A 20,049-nucleotide genomic window follows, 5' to 3' on the forward strand; every position below is an offset into this window, starting at 1 on the left:
GAGAATTGCAATGGACAGCGTATACCTGAATGACAACGTCCGACCTAGCGTTGAAGTGGCCGAAGCCTGTGGGGAATGGTTCGTCCGAGTGGTCGAGGAACACCAAGAACTTACCCGATCATTCGAGCTTGAATCGTTCGCACTAGCCTTTGCGGAAGGCCAGCGGATTCGCTTGGGGCTAGATAAGATCACCCGGCTATAAGCGCTGACCTCCGTTGCGCTACAGATTGGATCCTGAAGACTTCATTTGGGGGTCAAACATCAATTCATTGGAGTTGGTGGCGACGTTGAACAACGATAGAGACGAACATCTTTGGGCTCTTGACCTTGACGCTCTACGCAAGGCTTTCCGTAAGTTCGCTCAGGAACACGACATCGCGGCTTCCGAGTGGGGCGAACAAGCCCAGCGGTTTCTAGAAAAACAAAGAGACCGGACGCGCGAAGCGACCGCTACCCCAACAATTGGGAATAGCCGACCGGTGCGGCCCAGGGCTGTTGTTGGGGGGTGCAGGCCGCATTAGATCTCCTCCCCGCGCTGAACAACGTATTAGATATTAGATTGCGCAACTAAGCATTTCGGCCCTACTCAGCCTTAGGACGCTGCGGCCCTGTCATGTTCGGCTGGATGAACGGCGCCCTCTTACCGGTGATGGTCTCGATGGACTTCAACAGCGGTCCGTGGACCTCACGAAGCGCTTGGTAGTGCTCGCTGTGGTACGCCAGGAGGGGACCGACGATGCTCTTGGGAGATCGCCAACGGCCAGAACCAAACCTTCCAAGCAGCTTTCGCAGGACGAAATCGAGCGCTTCCTCGTTGCAGCAGAAGCGAAGAGCAGGCGAAAAACCCAAATGTGGTCTTGGTCCCCCATTGTCCAGTCTCGCTGCGGTGGAACGGGTTGTCATAATGCGCGTTGCTCCAAAAGCTAAACAGGGGAGAACGCAAAAATGGACGAGGATCTCCGTATGAGACTGAAGGAACTCAGCGAAAACACTCGTCTGTCAGTCTCGTCAATCAGCGCTTGTACGCGCTTCAACAAAGGCTAGACGATTGTCTAAGAGTTCTACGCGAACGCTATCTTTGTCGGGGAGTGCTCTCAAGCAACGCGGGCAAGCTGCGCCCCTTTGTAAGTTCTTGAGAGATGGCAACTGAGCTGCCGCCTTTCGGTCGCATGGCTTCACCCACAAACGTCAAAGCGGGCAAATCCGGACGTTTGCGGAAGGGGCTCCTGTACGTCGCCGTTGCTGTGGTCGCAAGCTTGCTGACGGTGGTCACCATAAATGTAATTCCAGACCAGCGCGTTGTGCAATCGCCCGTGCCCCACCGTTTTTACGCATCGGATCCACAATTCGCCAAGACGATGAGCAGCTTCTCGCAAGGGCACATCTTCAGTTCGAACGCTGTCCAGACCCTCGTCAACGGGGACGAGATTTTTCCTTCTATGCTCCAAGCAGTCCGAGCCGCTCATTCGACGGTCGATATGGAGACCTATATCTACTGGTCTGGGGCTGTCGGCTATGAGTTCGCGACGTCTCTTGCCACGAAAGCAAAAGAGGGCGTTGAGGTCCGCGTTCTGGTCGACTGGGTCGGGAGTCTTCCGTTCGATGAAGACCTCATCCGCATCATGGCAAGTGCCGGCGTAAAGTTCGAGCGCTATCGGCCCATCCATTGGTATACGCTTGATCGCGTAAACAATCGCACCCACCGCAAGTTGCTGATCGTGGACGGACGGGTCGCATTCACCGGTGGCGTAGGCATCGCTGACAATTGGAGAGGAAATGCTCGCAACCCCGATGAGTGGCGCGATACCCACTACCGAATTGAAGGACCGGCCGTATCAGCTTTTCAGACGGCGTTCGCGGAAAACTGGATGGAGACAACCGGGGAGACGTTGCAGGGTGAGAAGTTCTATCCTCCGCTCCAACCAGCGGGAACACTGGGCGCCCAGCTGATCCTGTCCTCGCAGCCGAATGGCTCGGCGGACATGGAACTGATGATGTTGGCAGCGATCGCCGCTGCTGAAGATCACTTGCGTATCGGGATGGCCTATTTCGTACCGGACGACATCGCCCTCGAGCAGATCCTGGACGCTAGGAAACGAGGCGTATCGGTTGATGTTATCGTGCCCAGTTCCATTACCGACGTGCCACTGACCCGAAAGAGTTCGCGGTATTTCTGGGGCACATTGCTTAGAGCAGGTGTTCACATCTTCGAGTTCCAGCCCACGATGTACCATCCCAAACTCTTGATCGTTGACGACGTCTGGGCGAGCTTTGGTTCAGCCAATTTGGACGAGCGTTCCTTGCGTCTTAACGACGAAGCCACGCTGAACGTTTACGGCAAGGATTTTGCTCGGACGCAAATCGATTTGTTCAATCAAGATCTTGAGCGGTGCAGGCAGATCAGCCTAGAAGAATGGCAGGCTAGGCCCCTCAGCGAAAAGGTTACAGACTGGTTTGCCAGTTGGCTGAGGTCGCAGCTTTGACCGGTGCGTGGCCCGACTACCCTCGGCAAGCACCCCGCATAATGCTGCGCTTGCCCCAACGGAGCCCGAGTCGATTGCGCAATGAAGTGCTTGTCTTACTCGTGACAAACCCGCCGGGGCTGCCATACCTTGGGACGTTGAGCCTCGCCCATTAGATCAGCAAAGGTTCCCAATCCCGAGTTAGTTCAGTCACAGATCAGGCTGACGTTACTGGAGCTCAGCGATCGCGAGGAACCAAGACGACAGTTGGGCATTCGAAGCGACTTTTGGGCAGACGGCTCCGGTAAGAGGGTCCTGAGTAAAGTCCGGGTGGCAATGCTCCCGCGGTCACGTGTCCTTCCCCCGGTGTTAAAAGACCCGCAGGAAGACGCCGAGTTGCCGAGCTAGAAATTAGCTGGTTCGCTGCCGCGCCAGGCGTCACAATCTGCAAGGCGCGGCCTAATGGTCGCGGCGAAACAACCATCCGCGACCCGGCAGAGTCGCAGTCTTGCCGCCGGCTGGGCAAGCTCAAACCGGCTACAGACGAATATCCAACGCTTGAGATCGCTTTCGCGGACCGCTCTCGTCGGTTGGAAATTTCAACGTCTCGCGAGCACGTACACGACCCTGAACGGTTATGGAGGCACCTAAAAAAGCGGGTGGCGATCCGAAAATCGCCACCCATTTCCTCGACATGAATATACCGGAACGTTTCCCCTGCGGGGCTACTTCGGCTTTTGAGATAAAACAGGTTGCATCACGCTATTTCGATAGGCGTCACCTAGGGCGCGCCGCCTAGCCAAAGCGGCAGAAAATTCAAGAAAAAGACTTTGCAGTTGTTTGTAGATACGCATGGCAATCTCCCTACAATGCGCAAGGCCTCGAAGCTACTGCCCAGGCCAGTGGAGAATGGTCAAGCCGCCCCCTGGCTGGCTGCGCGTTCGTTCACTCCCGCCTCGCCGAGCGCCGTGAGGGCGTCGTCAGTAGCCTTTTCCTCTTCGAGGGTCGCATCGAGCAGCTCGATCACATCCTCCTTACCTAAGGCGGCCGCCCAAGCGATCAGAGTTCCATACCTGGCGATTTCGTAGTGCTCTACCGCCTGCGCGGCCCCGACCAGGCCAGCATCCAACGAGGGCGAACCCTTATATTCCTCAAGGATTTCGGACCCTTCCTCAAGGATGCCATCAATGGCGGGGCAGGTTTTGCCGCGTGCGGGAACGCCGAGAAGTTCGAAGACTTCCTCCAGGCGCTCAACCTGTCCCTCCGTCTCTGCAAGATGTTTCTGGAAGGCGGCTGAGACTTGCTCGTCATATGCTCCTTTGGCCATCTTTGGCAGAGCTTTCAGAATCTTCTTCTCGGCGTAATAGATGTCTTTTAGTCCGTCCAGGAGAAGGTCCTCCAGGTCCTTATTGTTGCCATTGGCTTTTTTTGGCGTGGCCATGTGCAGTCTCCTTGTTCAAAAACGCCCACAATGAGCGATTCCGAAACTTCGAAAAATGCGCCGAGTTCCGTAAGGAAGGAGATTTCAAGTCGCACCTGGTTCGCTCCGGGAAACACGACGCTTTGTGACCGCTAGAGACCGGACGGCGGCCGTAGCCCCGCCGATCACTCAGACATTGCGATTTTCGTTTTTGGGCGCGCGCCCATGCGGCCTGAGCCACCTCCAGCCCAGCCTTCGCTGGCGCTCGGCGTCTTGAAATTATGTAGTGGCCAGTCGTCCTCTCGCCCTTTTATCGACAGAGTTGGGAACATTCGGCGCAACGAATTTTAAGGCGCTGATATTTGGGAGCGCCAAAATGAGGTTCGTTGCGATCCATGGACCCGACCCACCAATGGCTGGTCTTCGACACAGCAGCCGTAGACACGCCCAGTCATGCCGGCGCCAAACACGGTGAGGTGGCGCTGCGAAAGAAATGTCTGTGGCGACCGCCCGCCGAACTGCTGGTAGAGTTGCAAACCCGGCCGCGTTGCTCGCTCCGCCTGCGGGGCAAACTCACCGACGACGATCTCGATCGCATTGCAGGCAAGCGCGATCAGCTCGAAGGCAAGATCCAGGAGAGATATGGCATCGAGAAGGACCGGGTCCGGCGAGACGTTGACGACTGGTATTCGAGGCAAGGTTGGTAGACTCTCGCAGGGGCGCTTCGGCGCCCCTGATTTTCGTTAGCCAGCATCACCTCGCGCTTCGTCGACGAATCATCCCTGGCGTCCGATCTACAGTGGATGGGAAGCCGTTCAACTCCGCTGCTGGAGTCAAGCACTACCAGCACGTGGCAGCGGGCTCGTTTTCGCCACCCACAGCACTAGGTTCCTCTCAGGCAAAAGGGGGTTCCCAATGCGAGTGGCACGCGAAGCCTGGTCTCTTGGCAAGGATAGCATCCTCGGGTTCATCAACGATAATGCACTTAGCCACGGCGCGGCGATGGCGTTCTATGCCGTTACATCCTTGGCCCCCATTTTGTTGATCGTTGTTGCGATTGCCGGACTTGTCTTCGGGCATGACGCAGCTCAAGTCGCCTTGTCAGCCGAAATTGCAGGCGTGATGGGTACGCAAACCGGAGATCTTCTGCGCACCACCATTGAAAGCGCTTCTCATAGAACATCGGGCACTCTTGCCACGCTGGTAGGCATCGTCACTCTCTTTGTCACAGCCTCAGGTGTTTTTGGCGAAATGCAGCTTTCGCTTAACAAGATCTGGAAGATTGATCCTCCCGCCATGTCGTTGTCGCGACTGGTCCGGGCGCGGGCCGCCAGCCTTGGCTTGGTTGCAGCGTTGGGGTTTTTACTGCTTGTCTCATTGGCGGCGAGCACTGCGATTTCCGCGCTTGGCGCTGTTATCAATGACCATCTGCCGTTCGGCACATTCATCCTCGCCTTGATAAACGGCATTGTTTCATTCGTCCTGATTTCCGCTCTGTTTGCCGCGATCTTCAAAATTCTGCCGGACCGGTCTCTCGAGTGGCGCGATGTCGGAATTGGTGCGGTGGTGACCGCTTTGCTCTTCACCGTCGGCAAGTCCCTTATCGGCTGGTACATCGGAACCAGTGCAACCGCATCCTCCTACGGGGCGGCCGGCGCCCTACTGGTCGTACTGCTCTGGGTTTACTATTCGTCGGAGATCTTCTTGCTCGGCGCCGAATTCACGCGAGCCTATTCGGTGCGTCTCGGCAGTCGGTCCGACCTTCGACCGATAGTTGCGCAGAAAGCTTTGCCGAAGCAGGTATCAGATGTCGGAACAATTACCCAACGCGAGATACAGGCCTGGATTGTGATCACTGGCTTGCTGACCATCGTGGCGACAAGATTATTGCGATCGCGGCGATCTTAGCTGCATTCCCCACCAATTCTGTTTCCCTTGGAACGCAACCCGCGCATGGGCATTGCCTAGGAACAGGAGGTTCCTATGCCAAAATTTCGTTTTGAGACGACCGCGTCTGGCCAGACCACAGCTTTCGAGGAAGAACTCGCCAGCGCGGACATGGCCAGTCCGAGAGCTATCGAAAAGGCACGCGCAGCAATCGTGGAGGACCCTGGGAGCGAGCAATCGGGATCAATTACCAGGGTCTATGATGAAGCGGGGTATCTGGTTGCCACGGTCAATTTTTCCGATCTCTTGCCCGTCAATCCGGACGCCGCTTCAGATGGGATTAGCGATGCGCCTATCGAGGAGCCGGGCGTGATGCGATCTGGCTGACCGGGGCATACTAGCTTTGCACACGCGATCGCAATCTCTTAGAAGTGCGTCGAGGCGCCATTCTGTCGATGGCGCGAGAACATGAAACCGACCTATCGGCTGGGGTGGTCCGTAGCCAAAGCTTTGAAGAGCAGTCGCCAGCAGCGAAACGACGCTGCCTAGAACGTCGTCTGCGGTTAGGCCAGAAAAATAGACGAAATCGAACGCCAGTACCGCCATCGGCCCACAGCCAATAATTATTCAGACCACAGCCGAATTAACCCTTAGAGGGCGCTAATGTTCCGGCCTGGACCTGCTGTCGTAGCACGCTGCTCCGAGAGCTTGGTTCGCCTGATCCACTGTCAGTGCCTGCTCAGCGCGGACGCCTCAGATCGTCGCAAAGGTCAAGGAACATATTAGCCATCTTAAATGTTTGAATGCTTATGGACAGGCGAAACCTACTCTCAGCGGATCAATTACGAGCAGCACGATCCCTGCTGAACTGGTCGCGAGTGCGACTTGGCGCAAAGGCCAATCTTAGCGAAATGACGATCAGCGATTTTGAGAATGGCGTTAGGAAACCGCGTCCCAATAATATCGCGGCCATGCGCCAGGCGTTTGAGGACGCTGGAATTGTCTTCACTGTCGAAGGCACTCCATCGCTAGCCCACCCTGAGAGTGACAGCGGTCTCGCCACCGACAATAGAATGTGGCGCCGACGGCAGAGAAAAGCATAAGGCAGCGGCTGCGTTGCTGAAGAAGAGCCTCGGCAGAAAGGGCTTTCGACAGCCAAGAATCGCGTCACGCCAAAACGCATACCGGCGCGGGCTGAAAGCGAGCGAGGTATTATCTGTGATCAGACTGGCGCGGGAGCAATGCCGTCCAGCAAGGGGACTGCGAGACTGGCCACGAACCCGGCTGGGTGCGAAGTCGAATGTCAGCGAAGGAACGGTCCGGGATTTCGAAACGGGGAGGGTCTCCCCACTCTCGACAAGCTCTTCGCAAATCGGGCGTTGGAGGTGGCAGGCGTCGCCTCGATCGGTGATGGCGAGGCTGCCGATGGCGTCCTGGGGTTCAGCTCACTACTCAACCAGCGCCCGGATATTTCGGATGGCGAAACCGGCATCATCGAAAACAGCGTGGAAATCAGGCCTTTGGCTGGTTCACAAGCATTGGTAATCGCTGCCATCTTCAAGCGTCCAGGCTACGATTGACGACACTCATGGCCGCGTCTTCTTTTCCTGTCTCGTCGTGGAGCGAGGTGGATTCTGACCGTCCGACTGGTGGGTCTTGTCATTGACGTCGTCTACAGGACGCGTCAGTCCCATCCCACCCTTCGGCTTCTCGTTGCCAGCTGCGTCCTGGGAGAACGCCTCGGAAGGATCCGGACCAGTCCTGGCCGGATATTTGGTCGCTCCGGTTTCGCGATGGTTGTCGTCGTCGGGCATTTCGATCCCTCCTGTCTTATTGATCGATAACCCCACCAGACGTCCTGGGTGCAACGGGAGCTTGCCCGGCATCCTTGTCGGTCGAATCTTTGCGCTTGATCTCGGCGCCGGGGCTTTCCGGCTCCTTGATGATTGCCTTGCTAAGATTCTTGACGCTCGCCAAGGGGTTCCGCTGCTGATGGAACATTCCTTCTGCAGGTCGTTGCATCGCTACGCCTGTTTGAGAACGGATCGGTGGAAGAGCTTGCCTTCCCGTTCGCGGTTCCTGCCGAAACACACCCAACTTCCCGCACCCTCGGGCTGGGGTCGGGCAGCTCTTCGGAAAGAAGATCGGGATCCGGCGTCGAGGTGGGAGCGTCTAGCGGTGGGACGTCAGACGGCTCTGGGCGGCATTGCTGCCATTTTCACCATCTCCCGATACCGCGCCCAGCCGACAGGCCCGGAGAATAGTGCGAGTGCTACTATAAAAAGCTTTAGCTCTGGAGCTTTTGTCCAGCCGCCGCGTTAACGATCTGATTTCAGGGCGGTTTCGAGGCCATCAGTTGAGCGCGAAAACAGCGAATCCCGTTGTCGGGCCGTCAAAGCCAAGGCTAATTCAGGTGCTCGGGCCTGGTCTCATTACAGGCGCATCCGATGACGATCCCAGTGGCATTGCCACCTACTCCCAGGCGGGCGCCCAATTCGGCTTCGGCCTTTCCTGGACGATGCTATTCAGTTATCCCCTAATGTCTGTCGTGCAGGAAATCAGTGCCCGCATAGGCCGCACGACGGGACGAGGCATCGCCGGCAATATGCGACTGTATTACCCGAACTGGCTGCTCCAGTCGGTCGTAGCGCTGGAACCGCGCTCGTCGCCCCCAAGTGTCCGGAGGGCGACGAATTGCGCTCCTCTATCGGGCGACCTTGCATCGCTAGGAGGACCTCGTGCCCCATGCCCTTGATGTCGTGTCGGCTTTCAGCAACCGGGCATCAAGAGCTATCGAAGACACTGCCTCCGACCCACCTGCGCGGGAAGTCCCTCCGACAATCGTTCGACATTCTGGTCTCATGATCGTTTAGCGCCTAGCTTGTCGGCGGACCCCGATCGGCCAGCGTTTCGAATCAGGCGCTTTTGCGATCAATATCCCTCTGGGCATTGTGCAATGTAGACCCGGCCGTGACGATCGCGATACCTGCATTGGCCAGCTTCGCTGGCATGACCGATTACGGCACCGGCCAAGACCCCGGCCGCTCCGCCCACCACGGCGCCTTTGACCGGATCGCCAGCTACCGCGGCACCAATAGCAGCACCCCCCAAGCCACCAACTGCCGCGCCTTGTTCCGTGCGCGAACAGGCTGCCAGCGGAACCAGCATCATCAATATGATTACAGCATTTTTCATTGTGCACTCCTCCGATTTCGGCCAGCGTTCGATAAATAGACCTTTCATCGTAGGCCAAAGAAACTAAGTATAGCGATCACGATTACAACCGCTCCGACCAACCATATAATGCTGTTCATGATCCATCTCCTGGATAATGGGGAATTTAACCTCAAGAACACAGCGCTTCCTGCGGGAGTATTGTTGGCGTTCCAACCCTCAGCAAACGTGCCCAAGTCCGTTGGGTTCCCTTATGGGACCACGGTCTTATTAGCGTAAGACGAAAGGCTGAATGCTGCCCAAAGACTACTGCCGATGCGCATCGTGGAGAGCCAGCGCTTGCCGGCGTGACAAAGTCGTGGCTCCCTGCGCATGAAGGATCGTTGATCCGACAAGCCTTGGATCCGCGTCTAGGTGAGCCTTCTTGCAGAAACTTTCACACCTTTGGCGATGCTCATATTGGCTACACTCTCGACATTGGCCGCGAGTTCTTTCGAAATCATCTGAAGCGGTTCTGCATCGCATCGAAGACGACGTCGAACACGCTGCTGACCTCTTCGCTCATCTCTTCCAGGCTGATGCCCTCTTTTCCGCCGCCTTAATAGCCTGATCGGCAAGTTGCAGTCGGATCGTCGGCGAAGGCAGATGCTCCGCCATCCATTTTTCTAAGAAGTCGATTCCGCGCTTGCTCATTGAAGGAACCAAAAAGCGAACAGAACGAAAGAGACTAGAAGCAGCGCCGCGGCCGCTACCAATATCCCCTTGCTCACCTCCCGCCTTGGCTGAGGGTCGGGTACAAGTGTCTTACGGTTCGGCGGTTCGTTCATGCCAGATAAAGTTGCCGCAGCAGATTAAGTTCCGCTAATCCTTTGACGGCCCGCAATGTCAACCCGCGTTCTTGGACGTCGAGTTCCTGGAGCAACCCCTGCATACGGCTTCGAATATCGGACCAATTTCAAGGCGAGACCAACCTCTAAGTTGTTCCTCGACAGCACAGTCAACCTCATTATGTGCGTCTGAGCAGGCAGGCAAAGGTTGTGGTACAATGTTGCGCTTTTCAGGATACTAGCTAAGCAGCGGGTCGCCACCGTGGGCTCGGCAGAACGACCAATCCAGCCTGTTCGCGGCGAGAAAAGCTTGGCAGGCTCCTTCGATCTGCTTCGGCGTGCGGCCGCCGCGCGCACGTCGTCGACCGGGTCGTCACTCGCGCCAGCCGGATTCGCTATTTTTCTCTGCGGCTTAGTTCTACCGCCTCGGCCATGAAGTCGGTCAGGCCGCCGACATTGTCTTCAATCGGATTCACCATGGGCGACGACAAGGACAACGGTAAGCGGAGCAGGGAATTGCGGTCGTTGCCGATCAGGCGAATAAGCTCGCGCGCCTGATCCTCGGTGAGCCGGTCTCCCTGGCAATGGACTCCGCCAGTGTTTCATTCCCGGCCACACGTGAGGCGCGGCTGCTGCTCCGGCAACGCCTGCGTTAGCCAGCTACACGGCCGGCTGAGCACAGCTATCCGGTCATCTTTTGCTGCCGCGCGGCGGTCATCCCTTTGAGAAGCCGGACCACTTCTGCCGACTCGGTGGGCTTCAACACTGTAATTCCGTGTGAGAATGCTCCATGGCTGGCCTCAACGCTAAGGCCAGTGTAGACTACAAAGGGTACGCCCAAGTCTGCCAGCGTCTTAGCCGCCTCATGGCACTCGCCATCCGACAGACTGACGTCAAGAACGGCGGCGGCAGGCGCGTGTTCCTTCAGAAACAGATTTGCCTCGGAACAACCGCCACCGTGAAACCTGCCTCGGAAAGCGCGCACTCCAGGTCCAAAGCGATCAAGGCTTCGTCGTCAGCGACCAAGACCAAAGGACTTTCCATGCTCAGCACGTTCATAAATTTAGCATAATGGGACGAGTCGTTGCCGTCCGAACTTGGCCATCAAAGTTAACTGCGATCGCGGCCGGATGGCAATATGGCCCGCGCAAGGCTCAAAAAAAGTACCGATCGTGGAACAAAGTTTATACGAGCCGCGTTGTTGGCGGTTAAGCTAGATTGGGGACCGGGATGGACGAACTGCGGCAGGCGAATGTTGTCGCCTTCAAGAACCCGGAAATTTCCGGTCACGACAGCCTGAATTTCGATTATCAGGATTTTTTCGAGAATGGCGCCGTCGCGCTTCACTTAGTGGGCCCTGACGGCATTATTCTGCAAGCCAACAAGGCTGAGCTCGATCTGCTTGGCTATCCGGCAGAGGACTATCTCGGCCGCCACATCGCGGACTTCTATCCCGACCGCCACGTAATAGAGGACATTCTGGATCGCCTCTGCAGGGGCGAGCGGATCGCGAGATATCCGGCGCGTTTGAGAGCCCGCGACGGATCGATCAAGCATGTCGAAATCACGTCGAGCGGCCATTACCGGGACGGCAAGCTGGTCAACACGAGATGCTTTACGGTCGATGTAACCGACCTTGAGCGGACACGGACGCAGCTCAGGCAGCACGACAGTACCTACCGCCAGATTCTCGAAAGCCTCCCCGTGGCGATCTACACGACTGACCAGGACGGCACCATTACCTACTACAATCGCGCCGCTGCCGATCTGGCAGGCAGGGAGCCCACCGTGGGCAAAGACAAATGGTGTGTGACGTTCAAACTGTTCACTGCCGACGGCCAGGAACTGCCGCACGACGAGTGTCCGATGGCTATCGCGCTCAAGGAAAACCGGCCGGTTCGCAATCAGGAGGCGGTAGCGCAGCGTCCGGACGGATCCTTCTTTCCGTTCCTACCCTACCCCACACCTTTGCAAGACGAGCAAGGCAACCTCATTGGTGCGGTCAACATGCTGCTCGACCTGACGGACCGCCAGCGTGCGGAAGAAGCCAGGCAGCACTTGTCGGCGATCGTGGAGTCCTCGTTCGACGCGATCGTCAGCAAGGATCTCAACACCATCATCAAGAGCTGGAACCATGGCGCTGAACGACTGTTCGGCTACACCGCCGACGAAGCGATCGGTCAGTCGGTGACCATGCTGATTCCAGATAACCACCAGGACGAAGAACCCCGAATTCTCCAACGCATTCGCCGTGGCGAACGTGTCGAACCGTTCGAAACGACCCGCCAGCGCAAGGATGGCAGCCTGGTTCCGGTTTCGCTGACGATATCGCCCGTGCGTAACGCAACTGGGCAGATCGTCGGCGCTTCGAAGATTGCGCGGGACATCACGTCGGCGAGGGAAAACGAGCACCGCATCCGCATGCTGATGCGCGAGGTCAACCACCGGGTGAAAAACCAGTATTCGGTCATCCTGTCGATGATCCGGGAGACCAACAAGCGATCGGAGACGCCCAAGCAGTTTGAATCCCAGGTGCGCGAGCGCATCATGGCACTGTCGCGATCCCACGACCTGCTGGTGTCGGCCGAGTGGAAGGGCGCCACAATCCGTGACCTGTTGGCGGCGCAAGCCGAGTCCTTTCCTCGGGGTGACGTTATCGAGATGTCAGGCCCATCCTTGGTCCTTAGTCCCAATGCGGTGCAGTATCTCGGGATCGCCTTCCATGAACTGGCGACCAACTCGACCAAATACGGAGTGCTCTCGGGCGACGAGGGGCGGATTTCGGTCACGTGGGGCATCAATGGTTCCGATGCTTCGAAGCTGTTTCACCTCACCTGGGCCGAAACCGATGGGCCGGAAGTCCAGAATATCGGACAGGTCGGCTTTGGAACCGTGGTCCTGAAGCGGGTGGCGCCCGCGGCGGTTGGAGGGCAGGGAAATCTCGAGTACGGGCCGCGTGGGGTCATCTGGAGCTTGGAAGCCCCGTTAGCGGCCGTGGAAGCGTCCGTTGCAAATGGGAGCTAAAGGTCGGGGGTTTCAAGGCCTCCGACGCCACTAGGAGCGCGGCGGTTGCCGAAGACCCTCAACCATGCCGTCGACCTCGATCAGCAAGTTCGACTATAACCCAAACACGCGGGTGCTCTCGGTCTGGTTTGTAGCCAGTGGGAAGCACTACGAGTTCTTGGACGTACCGGTTGAGGCCTTTGCCGCGTTTCAATCTGCGTTTGCCAAGGGCAGCTATTTCAACAACCACATCCGGAACAACTACGCATTCCGGCTCGCGGAGGGGAAGGCAGGAAGCTCATCGGGCGAGTGACATAAGCGGCAAGAGAAAGGCCGACCTGCTGGCTCGCGCCGCGGGCATGAAACGGCTCGCATCGCGGCAAAACGGCCCTGCAGACCAAGGCGAAGACCACTGTAACTTTGGAGTGGGACCGTCCGCTGGAGCGATGCGGGCCCGGCCAAGGGTTAGGGCCCTCGGCCAGCAGCGGGGGCTGCTGCATCTGAAACCAGCCGCAAATATAAGGTTCCGCTTATATATCAAATGCCGGCCAAGATCCTTTGAACGGCAGCCGCAGCAGCTAGATAGTGCCAGTCCGTCTGATCCATTCCAGCAAGTTGGAATCTACGTCATCGCTATCCGTATAGTCTCGGATCACAGCGCAGCCTCATCACGCCATCGGCCCTGTGGGTCTCGTCACGCGCAAGCCGATGCTTGGCGAACCTATTGGCGAACCTCGTGGCGAACCACCCTACAAAGCATTGATAATTAACGACAATGGCGCGCCCGGAAGGCGTTATTGAAATCGTTGATTTTATTGAGTTTTTCGTGGGCCGAAATCAGAATTCTTCCCGTATCGTTCCGTGGTTCATCCCAACATATTGGCGACATTCTTTTCAGGCCGAACCCGATTTCTTGAAAAAGGCTTAAAATTTGCCTCTTGCCGCGAAGCCTACGAGGGCCGAGCGATCGCGTTCCTCGGCCTGCTTCTTCGACCGGACCCGCATCAGATCCTTCCAGCCGACATAGCCGATCAGCCGCGCGTCCTCACGCGCGACGACAGGCAAATGCGAGACGTTGGCCATTAGCAGTTTGTCGGAAAGACCCTCAAGATACTCGTCCGGATAGGCAAGCGTGAGCTTGCCGCCGGCCAGCAATTCGCCGAGCGTCATGGTGCGGTGCATGCCCGCGCGCCGCCAGCGCAGGATCGCCGGTGGATCGATGACGCCAAGCACATGGCCGTATTCATTGACGACGGGAAAGCTCGGATGCAGCGTCTCCGGCGCGGTCAGGAAGGCGGCCGCGCCATGCAGCGTCATCGTCGCCGGCACGCTCTCCACTTGCGTGGTCATGACCTCGCGCACCCTGGTCAGTGCAAACGGATCGACGCGATATTCGCGAACCAGATGATGCCCTCGCCTGGCGATCTTTTCGGTCAGGATCGATCGCTTCATCAACAGCACGGTGACGGCATGCGCGGCCGCGCAAGCGGTGATCAAGGGCACCAACACATGGGTATTGCCGGTCAGCTCGACCGCAAAGAAAGTCGCCGTCAGCGGCGCGCGCATGGTGCCGCCCATGGTCGCCGCCATCGCCAGCAATGGCCAGAAGCCGGGTGTCGCCTCGGGCAGGATGCCGGCGAGAACCGCGCCCATGGCGCCGCCCATGATCAACAGCGGCGCCAGCACGCCACCCGATGTTCCTGAGCCCAGCGCCACCGACCAGAGGATCGCCTTCACCACCAGCAGGACAAGAGCGGCAGTGGCGATCAGGCGGCCGTCGAGCATGCCCGCGATGTTGTCATAACCGACGCCCAGTGCCTGCGGCTCGATCAGTCCGCCAATGCCGACCACAAGGCCGCCGATCATCGGCCACCACATCCAGTCTATCGGCAGCTTCTGGAAAGCGTCCTCACAGGCATAAACCATCTGCGTCAGCAAACCGGACAGCATCCCGGCGCATATCCCGATCAGCACCCAGCCGCCCAGGCCGGTGAACGACGACACCATGCTGCCCTGGAACGGGAAGATCGGCCCCGGCAAATGCAGCATGGTGCGCTCGACCTCGGCAATGATGGCCGCGACGGCGACCGGAATGAAACTGCGCGGCGTCCATTCGAAGAGCAGCAGTTCCACGGCCAGCATAATCGCGGCGATCGGCGTTCCGAAGACGGTGGTCATGCCTGCCGCTGCGCCCGCCACCAGCAGCGTCTTGCGCTCATTGTCGCTGACCGGCAGCATCTGCGCGATCAGCGAACCGATGGCCCCGCCGGTCATGATGATCGGGCCCTCGGCGCCGAACGGACCGCCGCTGCCGATCGAGATCGCCGACGACAGCGGCTTCAGGATCGCCACCTTGGCGCCGAGCCGCGAGCGACCGAGCAGGATGGCCTCGATGGCTTCGGGAATGCCGTGGCCACGGATCTTCTCACTGCCGTATCTGGCCATCAAGCCGATAATCAGCGCCGATCACCGGAACGATGACCGCGGCAACCCCAAGCGGCGTGTCCTGCAGTTTCAGCTCGGCAAGCGAGAACTGGCCGAAATAGGCAATGTTGGTGGCAAGCCGGATCAGCTTCAGCAGTGCAATCCCGGCAAACAGCCCGGCCGTCGCAACCGCTACGGCGATCGTCGCGATGAGCAGCACGCGCGTATCGGTGGTGAAGTCGCGAAGGTTGTGATTTTCCGAGGATTTCATGTGGCGAGCCCAGCTTTCTGGAGGCGCCGCGCGCCATCCTGTTGTCGGGCGCTGTGTATCGTAATACGATATAATTATTCAAGACTGATATCCGCCACTCCGCCGCGTCATTTTGGACGACGGTAGCGCTGGCCGTTGAGCTTTTTCGGGAAAGGGCGATAGAGATCGGAAATGACCGTTCCGCAAAAGCAACGCCCCGCCATCTCCCAGGCCGATTACCAGCGCCTGTCCGAATTCCGTTACCTGATCCGGCGCTTCCTCGAATTCAGCCAGACCCAGGCCAACGAAGCCGGCCTGACCCCGCGTCAACATCAGGCGCTGCTTGCCATCAAAGGCTTTCCAGGTGGCGGGCCGGTCACGATTGGCGAACTGGCCGAACGCCTGCGCATCCGCCACCACAGCGCCGTCGAGCTGGTCAATCGCCTTGGAGAGGCGGGATTGGTCTCGAGAGATCAGGACAAAGATGACCAGCGCCGCGTGTTTTTGCGATTGACCGAGCACGCCGAAGATCGTCTTGCCGAGCTGTCGGCGGCGCATCTCGATGAGCTCTCGCGCATCGAGCCTATGCTCAGACGACTACTTGATGAGCACCATGAGCAACAACAGATTTCGAGTAACGTGTAGTTCGGCCAACAAATGGGTAAGGTGGCCGTATCGGTCACGATGATCAGGTTTTGGCCAGGCCGGATTTCCGTCGTGTTGCCCGATTATGAGTTCTCTGTGGATGGCTCCGCATTGCAAGAGGTAATTTGGCGTTTTGGCACATTGGTCGGGTGCAGTCTCCTGTTCGGCCTGTTGATGCCGTCAGGTCGGAAGGTCTAGAAGCGGGCCAGTCGCGGCTAACGAGTCCGTCCGGTCAGTCTGAGACAATTTCGTTGAAGAACCTGGGCGTCGCTAAGGGACAACCTCAGCCCAGGCGAGATGACGCGCCGGAGCCGAAGAGGAGAATATCTTCGCGCGCACGAATACTTCATGGCCGGGTCCCATCGACACAAGGTGTGCCGGTCGTCTTGAATGAGCTCCTCACAGGCGCGACAGGCATATTTGGGCCGGTGCACGACGACCACACGCAGCTGCGCCGGAACGATGTCGAGCCGCTCGCTCACGTCCTCACCGATCCGATGCAGGCCATTGCGGCAGCCCGGACAGGCATGATCTTCGATGTCGACGACCATTTCCACCCGCGGTAGATGGGGTGGCAACGCGCCGCGGTTCGTCCGGCGCTTCCTGGCGCGCTCCAGACGCTCTGCGGGAGATGCTTGTTCGTTCTCTTCCTCGTCGGCGGCCTCGATCTGCTCGGCCTCTTCGAGCCCCAGCAGCAACTGATCCTCGGGAAGCGTCTCAGCTCTTCGGCCGAAGCGGTGACGCTGCAATTCCTTGATGATCTGGATCAGGCGGGCGTTCTCGACGTCGCGCGCCAGGACCATCGCCTTCAGCGCGTCCGGATCGTCGGGAAGCTGGTCAGCCGTCATCGCCATGACCGGATCAGACCATATTCGCCGACAGCCCGCGACAGCGGAATCCGGGCTGATTCACTTCGTCGCGGGTCAGCCCGCCTGAACCGGAACGCGGGTCCGGCGCGCCTCGTGGACCCGCCGCCAGTCGAGACCTTCGAGCAGCGCCGACAACTGCGCGGCCGTCAGCCGCTTCATGCCGTCATGCACTTTCGGCCAGCGGAACTCGCCGTCCTCCAGACGCTTGGCATAAAGGCAGACTCCGGTGCCGTCCCAGAAGATCAGCTTGATCCGGTCCGCCCGCTTCGCCCGGAAGACGTAGACGGCCCCGCTGAACGGATCGGCCCCCATCGTCTCGCGCACCAGCGCAGCCAGCCCCTCCGCGCCCTTGCGGAAGTCCACCGGCTTCGTCGCCACCATGACCTTGACCGCACCCGTCGGCCCAATCACGTCGTCGCCTTCAGCGCGCGGATCACCGCGGTCACGGTCTTCGCATCCGCACCCCGGCCAACGCGCATGGCGATGCCGTCGATCTCAAGCTCGATCACGCCGGCGTCTCGGGTGGCTTTCCGTTTCCGCTGCTTCGATGGACGCCTAGCTACAGGTTCCGGCGCCGCCACAACCGCCGGCACGAAGGCAGGAGAATCTTGCTGCACCGAAGCAGCCTGTTTGCGCGCTTCCCGGCGCCAGGCGAAGACCTGCTGCGGCCTGAGGCCATAGCGGCGGGCGACCTCGGAAATGATTGCGTTCGGCTCCAGCGTCTCTGCGATGATCCGTGCTTTGTCATCCACCGACCACTGACGCCGGCCGCCGGCACCGTTGATCACCTCGAAACGTCGAGGTTGCCGCTCCGGGTCAAGCGTAAAGTCAAGACCAGACACAAGTCGATCTCCGATCCCAATGCAGAACCGGCAACCTCCCAGATCGCGACCACTCCCGAAAGGTGGTCCCGAAACACCGCTCTGATGTCCGCTGTCAAGGTCTGGAACACAGGGGGTCGCCCGATCCGAGGAACGGCTGCTCATTCTGATGATCGCGCATGGGTGGAGGCGGAACTGAAGGACGTCGGTGATCAAGCTCTGATGCGCGGGTTGGCTACCGCATTCCCGATTGTGCGTCCGGAGCTGTTCCTATCTTACTGCGGGCGTCGACCATTGCCGGCCACAAAGCGTCTGACGGGCATTCCCCTGCCGTGGCCCCGCCTCCGCCCATGCGCGAATGATGTATGTCGCTGCGGCGACCAGATCAGGTTGCTTGCGCCTCCCGGGCAACGGCCCACATGAAGCCGGCCAGTTCGCGGGCGATCGCGGTGCAGACTACCGTTGTCCTTTTGCCCCGTCCGCTCAACATCCGATATCGGGTCGTCAGCCGGGTCTGCGCCTTCCAGGCGATCTCGCGCAGCCTGGGTGGCGCTTGCTCCAGCCGGTACAGCTTCGCCTTGCCGACCCTCGGCGGATGCCTATAGGTCCATGCGCTCTCGACCAGCATATGGCGAACGCGACCGTTCCCTGCCTTGGTGATGCCGCCCCGCCTGACTGTCTCGCCGGTCGATCGTTCGCCAGGAACGAGGCCAAGATAACCCATGAGCTGGCGCGGGCTCTCGAACCGCTGTACGTAACCAACCTCGGTGGCGAATGTCACGGCAACGATCAGGTCTACGCCCCTCAGGGTCTGCAGCGCCCGCACGATCGGCGCCAGTGACCAGGTCGGAACGAACTCCTCGACACACCTTCAAGTCGCTCGACTCGCTCTTTCGAGACGCGGACTGCTTCGACCATTTCCTGAAGCGCGATCTGATGCGCCGGGTGATCGAACGGTTGCTCCTGCAGCCAGCGCAGATAGCGCATCGACCAGCCTTTCCTGCGAGGATAGATCCGTCCGTGCTTGAGCATGAAGGCGCTCACATGCTGCCGGTGGACGCGAAGCGTCTCGACTGCGGCCGCCCGGGCGCGGACGAGATCCCGCATGGCTTCGTGACCTTCATCTGGGACCCACACTGCCGTCAGTTCGCCGGCGCGCAGCAGTCGAGCCAACCCAAGGGCATCCCGGCGGTTCGTCTTCACCCGATCGCCAGGCTTCCTCGGGATCAGCGACGGGGCGACCACCATGCATTCATAGCCGAGCGAACGGATCAGCCGATAGAGACCATATCCGGTCGGGCCGGCCTCGTAACAGAAATACACCCGGTCGAACTTGGTGGCGATCCGCTGGATAACTCGGCGCATGCTCGTATCCGATGCGTCGACCTCGCCGAAGAAGCGAACCTCTCCCTCCCGGCCAGCGTCCGCAATCGCGATGGCGTTCCTCAGCTTCGCGACATCAATTCCGACAAATGCTTCCCTATAATCTGCCACGGCTCGTCCTCCTGTGATGAGGATCGGCTCGGACCGCCCGAGCAACCCTCGGACGCGCAGTGTAGGGCGAGCCACCTCACCGGCAGAGGCGGACATACGGTCTTACGGTTTACCCAGGCAATGCGGTTCCATCTTCGCCCATTGGGCGTCCGTCAGCACAAATCGTTCCATCCAAAGCTTGAATCACAATCCAGGCTCAGGGGGAATCCCGAATCTCAACAAGCCTTAGGAGGAGCCACAATCGGGGAACGACACCGTTGCACACAAAATCCGCAGCTTGGCGCGCTATTCAACTAGCATATGTGCCGCCCGAGCCGCCTCCACAAAGGTCGTTCTCGCCACGTCGGGCGAAATTCCGCCCCGCACGGCCTGTCGGCAGACCCGTAGGGCAGCGATGTGTTTCTCGCTCCCGGTGTCGCGCCAGTTGGTCGTCAGGAGTTGTATAGCTTGCTGAGCGCTTATAAGCGTGCGGATGTCCCCGCTCAGACCGGTCGCGACCGAGACCGGCTTTGAAAACCATGCTTCGTATGACATTGGCGGCCTCACCAAGATGATCACTCGAACATATATCGTACCACGATGCTATTTTATCAAGCTCACAGCGGCGCATCGGCACAACCTTAGGTCTTCGATTTTCAAGAGCCGCATCTGTCGTTGAAGCCTTCCCTTTGGAACTGCTTCAAACATCTGCCCCCGATTGGCTGCAGCCAGGAATCGGCCGCGGCGACTGTGTAAGCCGGCTCGGACTATGCGATGCTGGCAGCGCATGCAGG

17 protein-coding genes and 5 pseudogenes are annotated in these 20,049 nt (G+C 58.9%); 10 read left to right on the top strand and 12 right to left on the bottom strand.

The window, feature by feature from the left end:
• The first annotated feature begins 1,139 nt into the window (after positions 1-1,139).
• Positions 1,140-2,483, top strand: a complete 1,344-nt coding sequence (locus tag JQK88_RS16380) for a phospholipase D-like domain-containing protein (protein WP_192255647.1) — start codon at positions 1,140-1,142, stop codon at positions 2,481-2,483.
• A 704-nt stretch (positions 2,484-3,187) separates the two neighbouring features.
• Here JQK88_RS16380 and JQK88_RS36945 read toward each other — a convergent pair.
• A complete protein-coding gene (locus JQK88_RS36945; RefSeq protein WP_281401918.1) occupies positions 3,188-3,316 on the bottom strand; it encodes a hypothetical protein in 129 nt (42 codons plus the stop codon).
• Between the two features lie 59 nt (positions 3,317-3,375).
• A complete protein-coding gene (locus JQK88_RS16385; protein WP_192255645.1) occupies positions 3,376-3,903 on the bottom strand; it encodes a YciE/YciF ferroxidase family protein in 528 nt (175 codons plus the stop codon).
• Positions 3,904-4,448: 545 nt separating this feature from the next.
• Between JQK88_RS16385 and JQK88_RS16390 the strand changes: the two are divergent.
• The 5 genes and pseudogenes from JQK88_RS16390 to JQK88_RS16410 all read left to right on the top strand — a co-directional run.
• Positions 4,449-4,589 (top strand): annotated as a pseudogene (locus JQK88_RS16390) (CsbD family protein); the annotation flags it as partial.
• A gap of 208 nt (positions 4,590-4,797) precedes the next feature.
• Positions 4,798-5,790: a YihY/virulence factor BrkB family protein gene (locus JQK88_RS16395; protein ID WP_203278841.1), complete on the top strand. Its 993-nt coding sequence runs from the start codon at positions 4,798-4,800 to the stop codon at positions 5,788-5,790.
• 75 nt (positions 5,791-5,865) lie between these two features.
• Positions 5,866-6,156: a hypothetical protein gene (locus JQK88_RS16400; RefSeq protein ID WP_203278842.1), complete on the top strand. Its 291-nt coding sequence runs from the start codon at positions 5,866-5,868 to the stop codon at positions 6,154-6,156.
• 422 nt (positions 6,157-6,578) lie between these two features.
• Complete coding sequence (locus tag JQK88_RS16405; RefSeq protein WP_192255741.1) at positions 6,579-6,872, top strand: helix-turn-helix domain-containing protein; 294 nt, start codon at positions 6,579-6,581, stop codon at positions 6,870-6,872.
• 282 nt (positions 6,873-7,154) lie between these two features.
• Positions 7,155-7,349, top strand: coding sequence for a hypothetical protein (locus JQK88_RS16410; RefSeq protein ID WP_203278843.1), 195 nt, complete (start codon positions 7,155-7,157; stop codon positions 7,347-7,349).
• Between the two features lie 6 nt (positions 7,350-7,355).
• Here JQK88_RS16410 and JQK88_RS16415 read toward each other — a convergent pair whose 3' ends face one another.
• Together JQK88_RS16415 and JQK88_RS16420 are read right to left on the bottom strand one after the other, a co-directional pair.
• Positions 7,356-7,583 (bottom strand): hypothetical protein, encoded by a 228-nt coding sequence (locus JQK88_RS16415; RefSeq protein ID WP_203278844.1) that lies wholly within the window; start codon positions 7,581-7,583, stop codon positions 7,356-7,358.
• A 16-nt stretch (positions 7,584-7,599) separates the two neighbouring features.
• A complete protein-coding gene (locus JQK88_RS16420; protein ID WP_203278845.1) occupies positions 7,600-7,791 on the bottom strand; it encodes a hypothetical protein in 192 nt (63 codons plus the stop codon).
• 334 nt (positions 7,792-8,125) lie between these two features.
• Here JQK88_RS16420 and JQK88_RS16425 point away from each other — a divergent pair.
• Positions 8,126-8,422: pseudogene (locus JQK88_RS16425) on the top strand (divalent metal cation transporter); the annotation flags it as partial.
• Positions 8,423-8,700: 278 nt separating this feature from the next.
• Here the strand turns inward: JQK88_RS16425 and JQK88_RS16430 are convergent.
• The gene (locus JQK88_RS16430; RefSeq protein WP_203278846.1) at positions 8,701-8,964 is read right to left on the bottom strand and encodes a YMGG-like glycine zipper-containing protein; all 264 of its coding nucleotides are present in this window, start codon (positions 8,962-8,964) and stop codon (positions 8,701-8,703) included.
• Between the two features lie 540 nt (positions 8,965-9,504).
• Positions 9,505-9,636: a hypothetical protein gene (locus JQK88_RS36950; RefSeq protein ID WP_281434866.1), complete on the bottom strand. Its 132-nt coding sequence runs from the start codon at positions 9,634-9,636 to the stop codon at positions 9,505-9,507.
• 1,364 nt (positions 9,637-11,000) lie between these two features.
• Here JQK88_RS36950 and JQK88_RS16440 point away from each other — a divergent pair.
• Complete coding sequence (locus JQK88_RS16440; protein WP_203278847.1) at positions 11,001-12,794, top strand: PAS domain S-box protein; 1,794 nt, start codon at positions 11,001-11,003, stop codon at positions 12,792-12,794.
• Between the two features lie 64 nt (positions 12,795-12,858).
• Positions 12,859-13,086, top strand: a complete 228-nt coding sequence (locus JQK88_RS16445) for a KTSC domain-containing protein (RefSeq protein ID WP_192250638.1) — start codon at positions 12,859-12,861, stop codon at positions 13,084-13,086.
• Positions 13,087-13,697: 611 nt separating this feature from the next.
• Here the strand turns inward: JQK88_RS16445 and JQK88_RS16450 are convergent.
• A pseudogene (locus JQK88_RS16450) lies at positions 13,698-15,468 on the bottom strand (chloride channel protein).
• Positions 15,469-15,639: 171 nt separating this feature from the next.
• Here JQK88_RS16450 and JQK88_RS16455 point away from each other — a divergent pair.
• Entirely contained in the window at positions 15,640-16,092 is a 453-nt protein-coding gene (locus JQK88_RS16455; RefSeq protein WP_192250633.1) for a MarR family winged helix-turn-helix transcriptional regulator, read from the top strand.
• A 389-nt stretch (positions 16,093-16,481) separates the two neighbouring features.
• Here the strand turns inward: JQK88_RS16455 and JQK88_RS16460 are convergent.
• The 5 genes and pseudogenes from JQK88_RS16460 to JQK88_RS16480 all read right to left on the bottom strand — a co-directional run.
• A pseudogene (locus JQK88_RS16460) lies at positions 16,482-16,946 on the bottom strand (IS66 family transposase zinc-finger binding domain-containing protein); the annotation flags it as partial.
• Between the two features lie 69 nt (positions 16,947-17,015).
• Positions 17,016-17,372, bottom strand: a complete 357-nt coding sequence (gene tnpB, locus JQK88_RS16465) for an IS66 family insertion sequence element accessory protein TnpB (protein WP_203278848.1) — start codon at positions 17,370-17,372, stop codon at positions 17,016-17,018.
• Positions 17,369-17,803, bottom strand: coding sequence for an IS66-like element accessory protein TnpA (gene tnpA / locus JQK88_RS16470; RefSeq protein WP_192250627.1), 435 nt, complete (start codon positions 17,801-17,803; stop codon positions 17,369-17,371). Before tnpA ends, tnpB begins: the two co-directional genes overlap by 4 nt.
• 364 nt (positions 17,804-18,167) lie before the next feature.
• Positions 18,168-19,276 (bottom strand): annotated as a pseudogene (locus JQK88_RS16475) (IS110 family RNA-guided transposase).
• Between the two features lie 285 nt (positions 19,277-19,561).
• Complete coding sequence (locus tag JQK88_RS16480; protein ID WP_192250624.1) at positions 19,562-19,810, bottom strand: DUF982 domain-containing protein; 249 nt, start codon at positions 19,808-19,810, stop codon at positions 19,562-19,564.
• Positions 19,811-20,049 lie beyond the last annotated feature (239 nt).

Source organism: Mesorhizobium caraganae, assembly GCF_016836705.1.
GTDB classification, from domain to species: domain Bacteria; phylum Pseudomonadota; class Alphaproteobacteria; order Rhizobiales; family Rhizobiaceae; genus Mesorhizobium; species Mesorhizobium caraganae.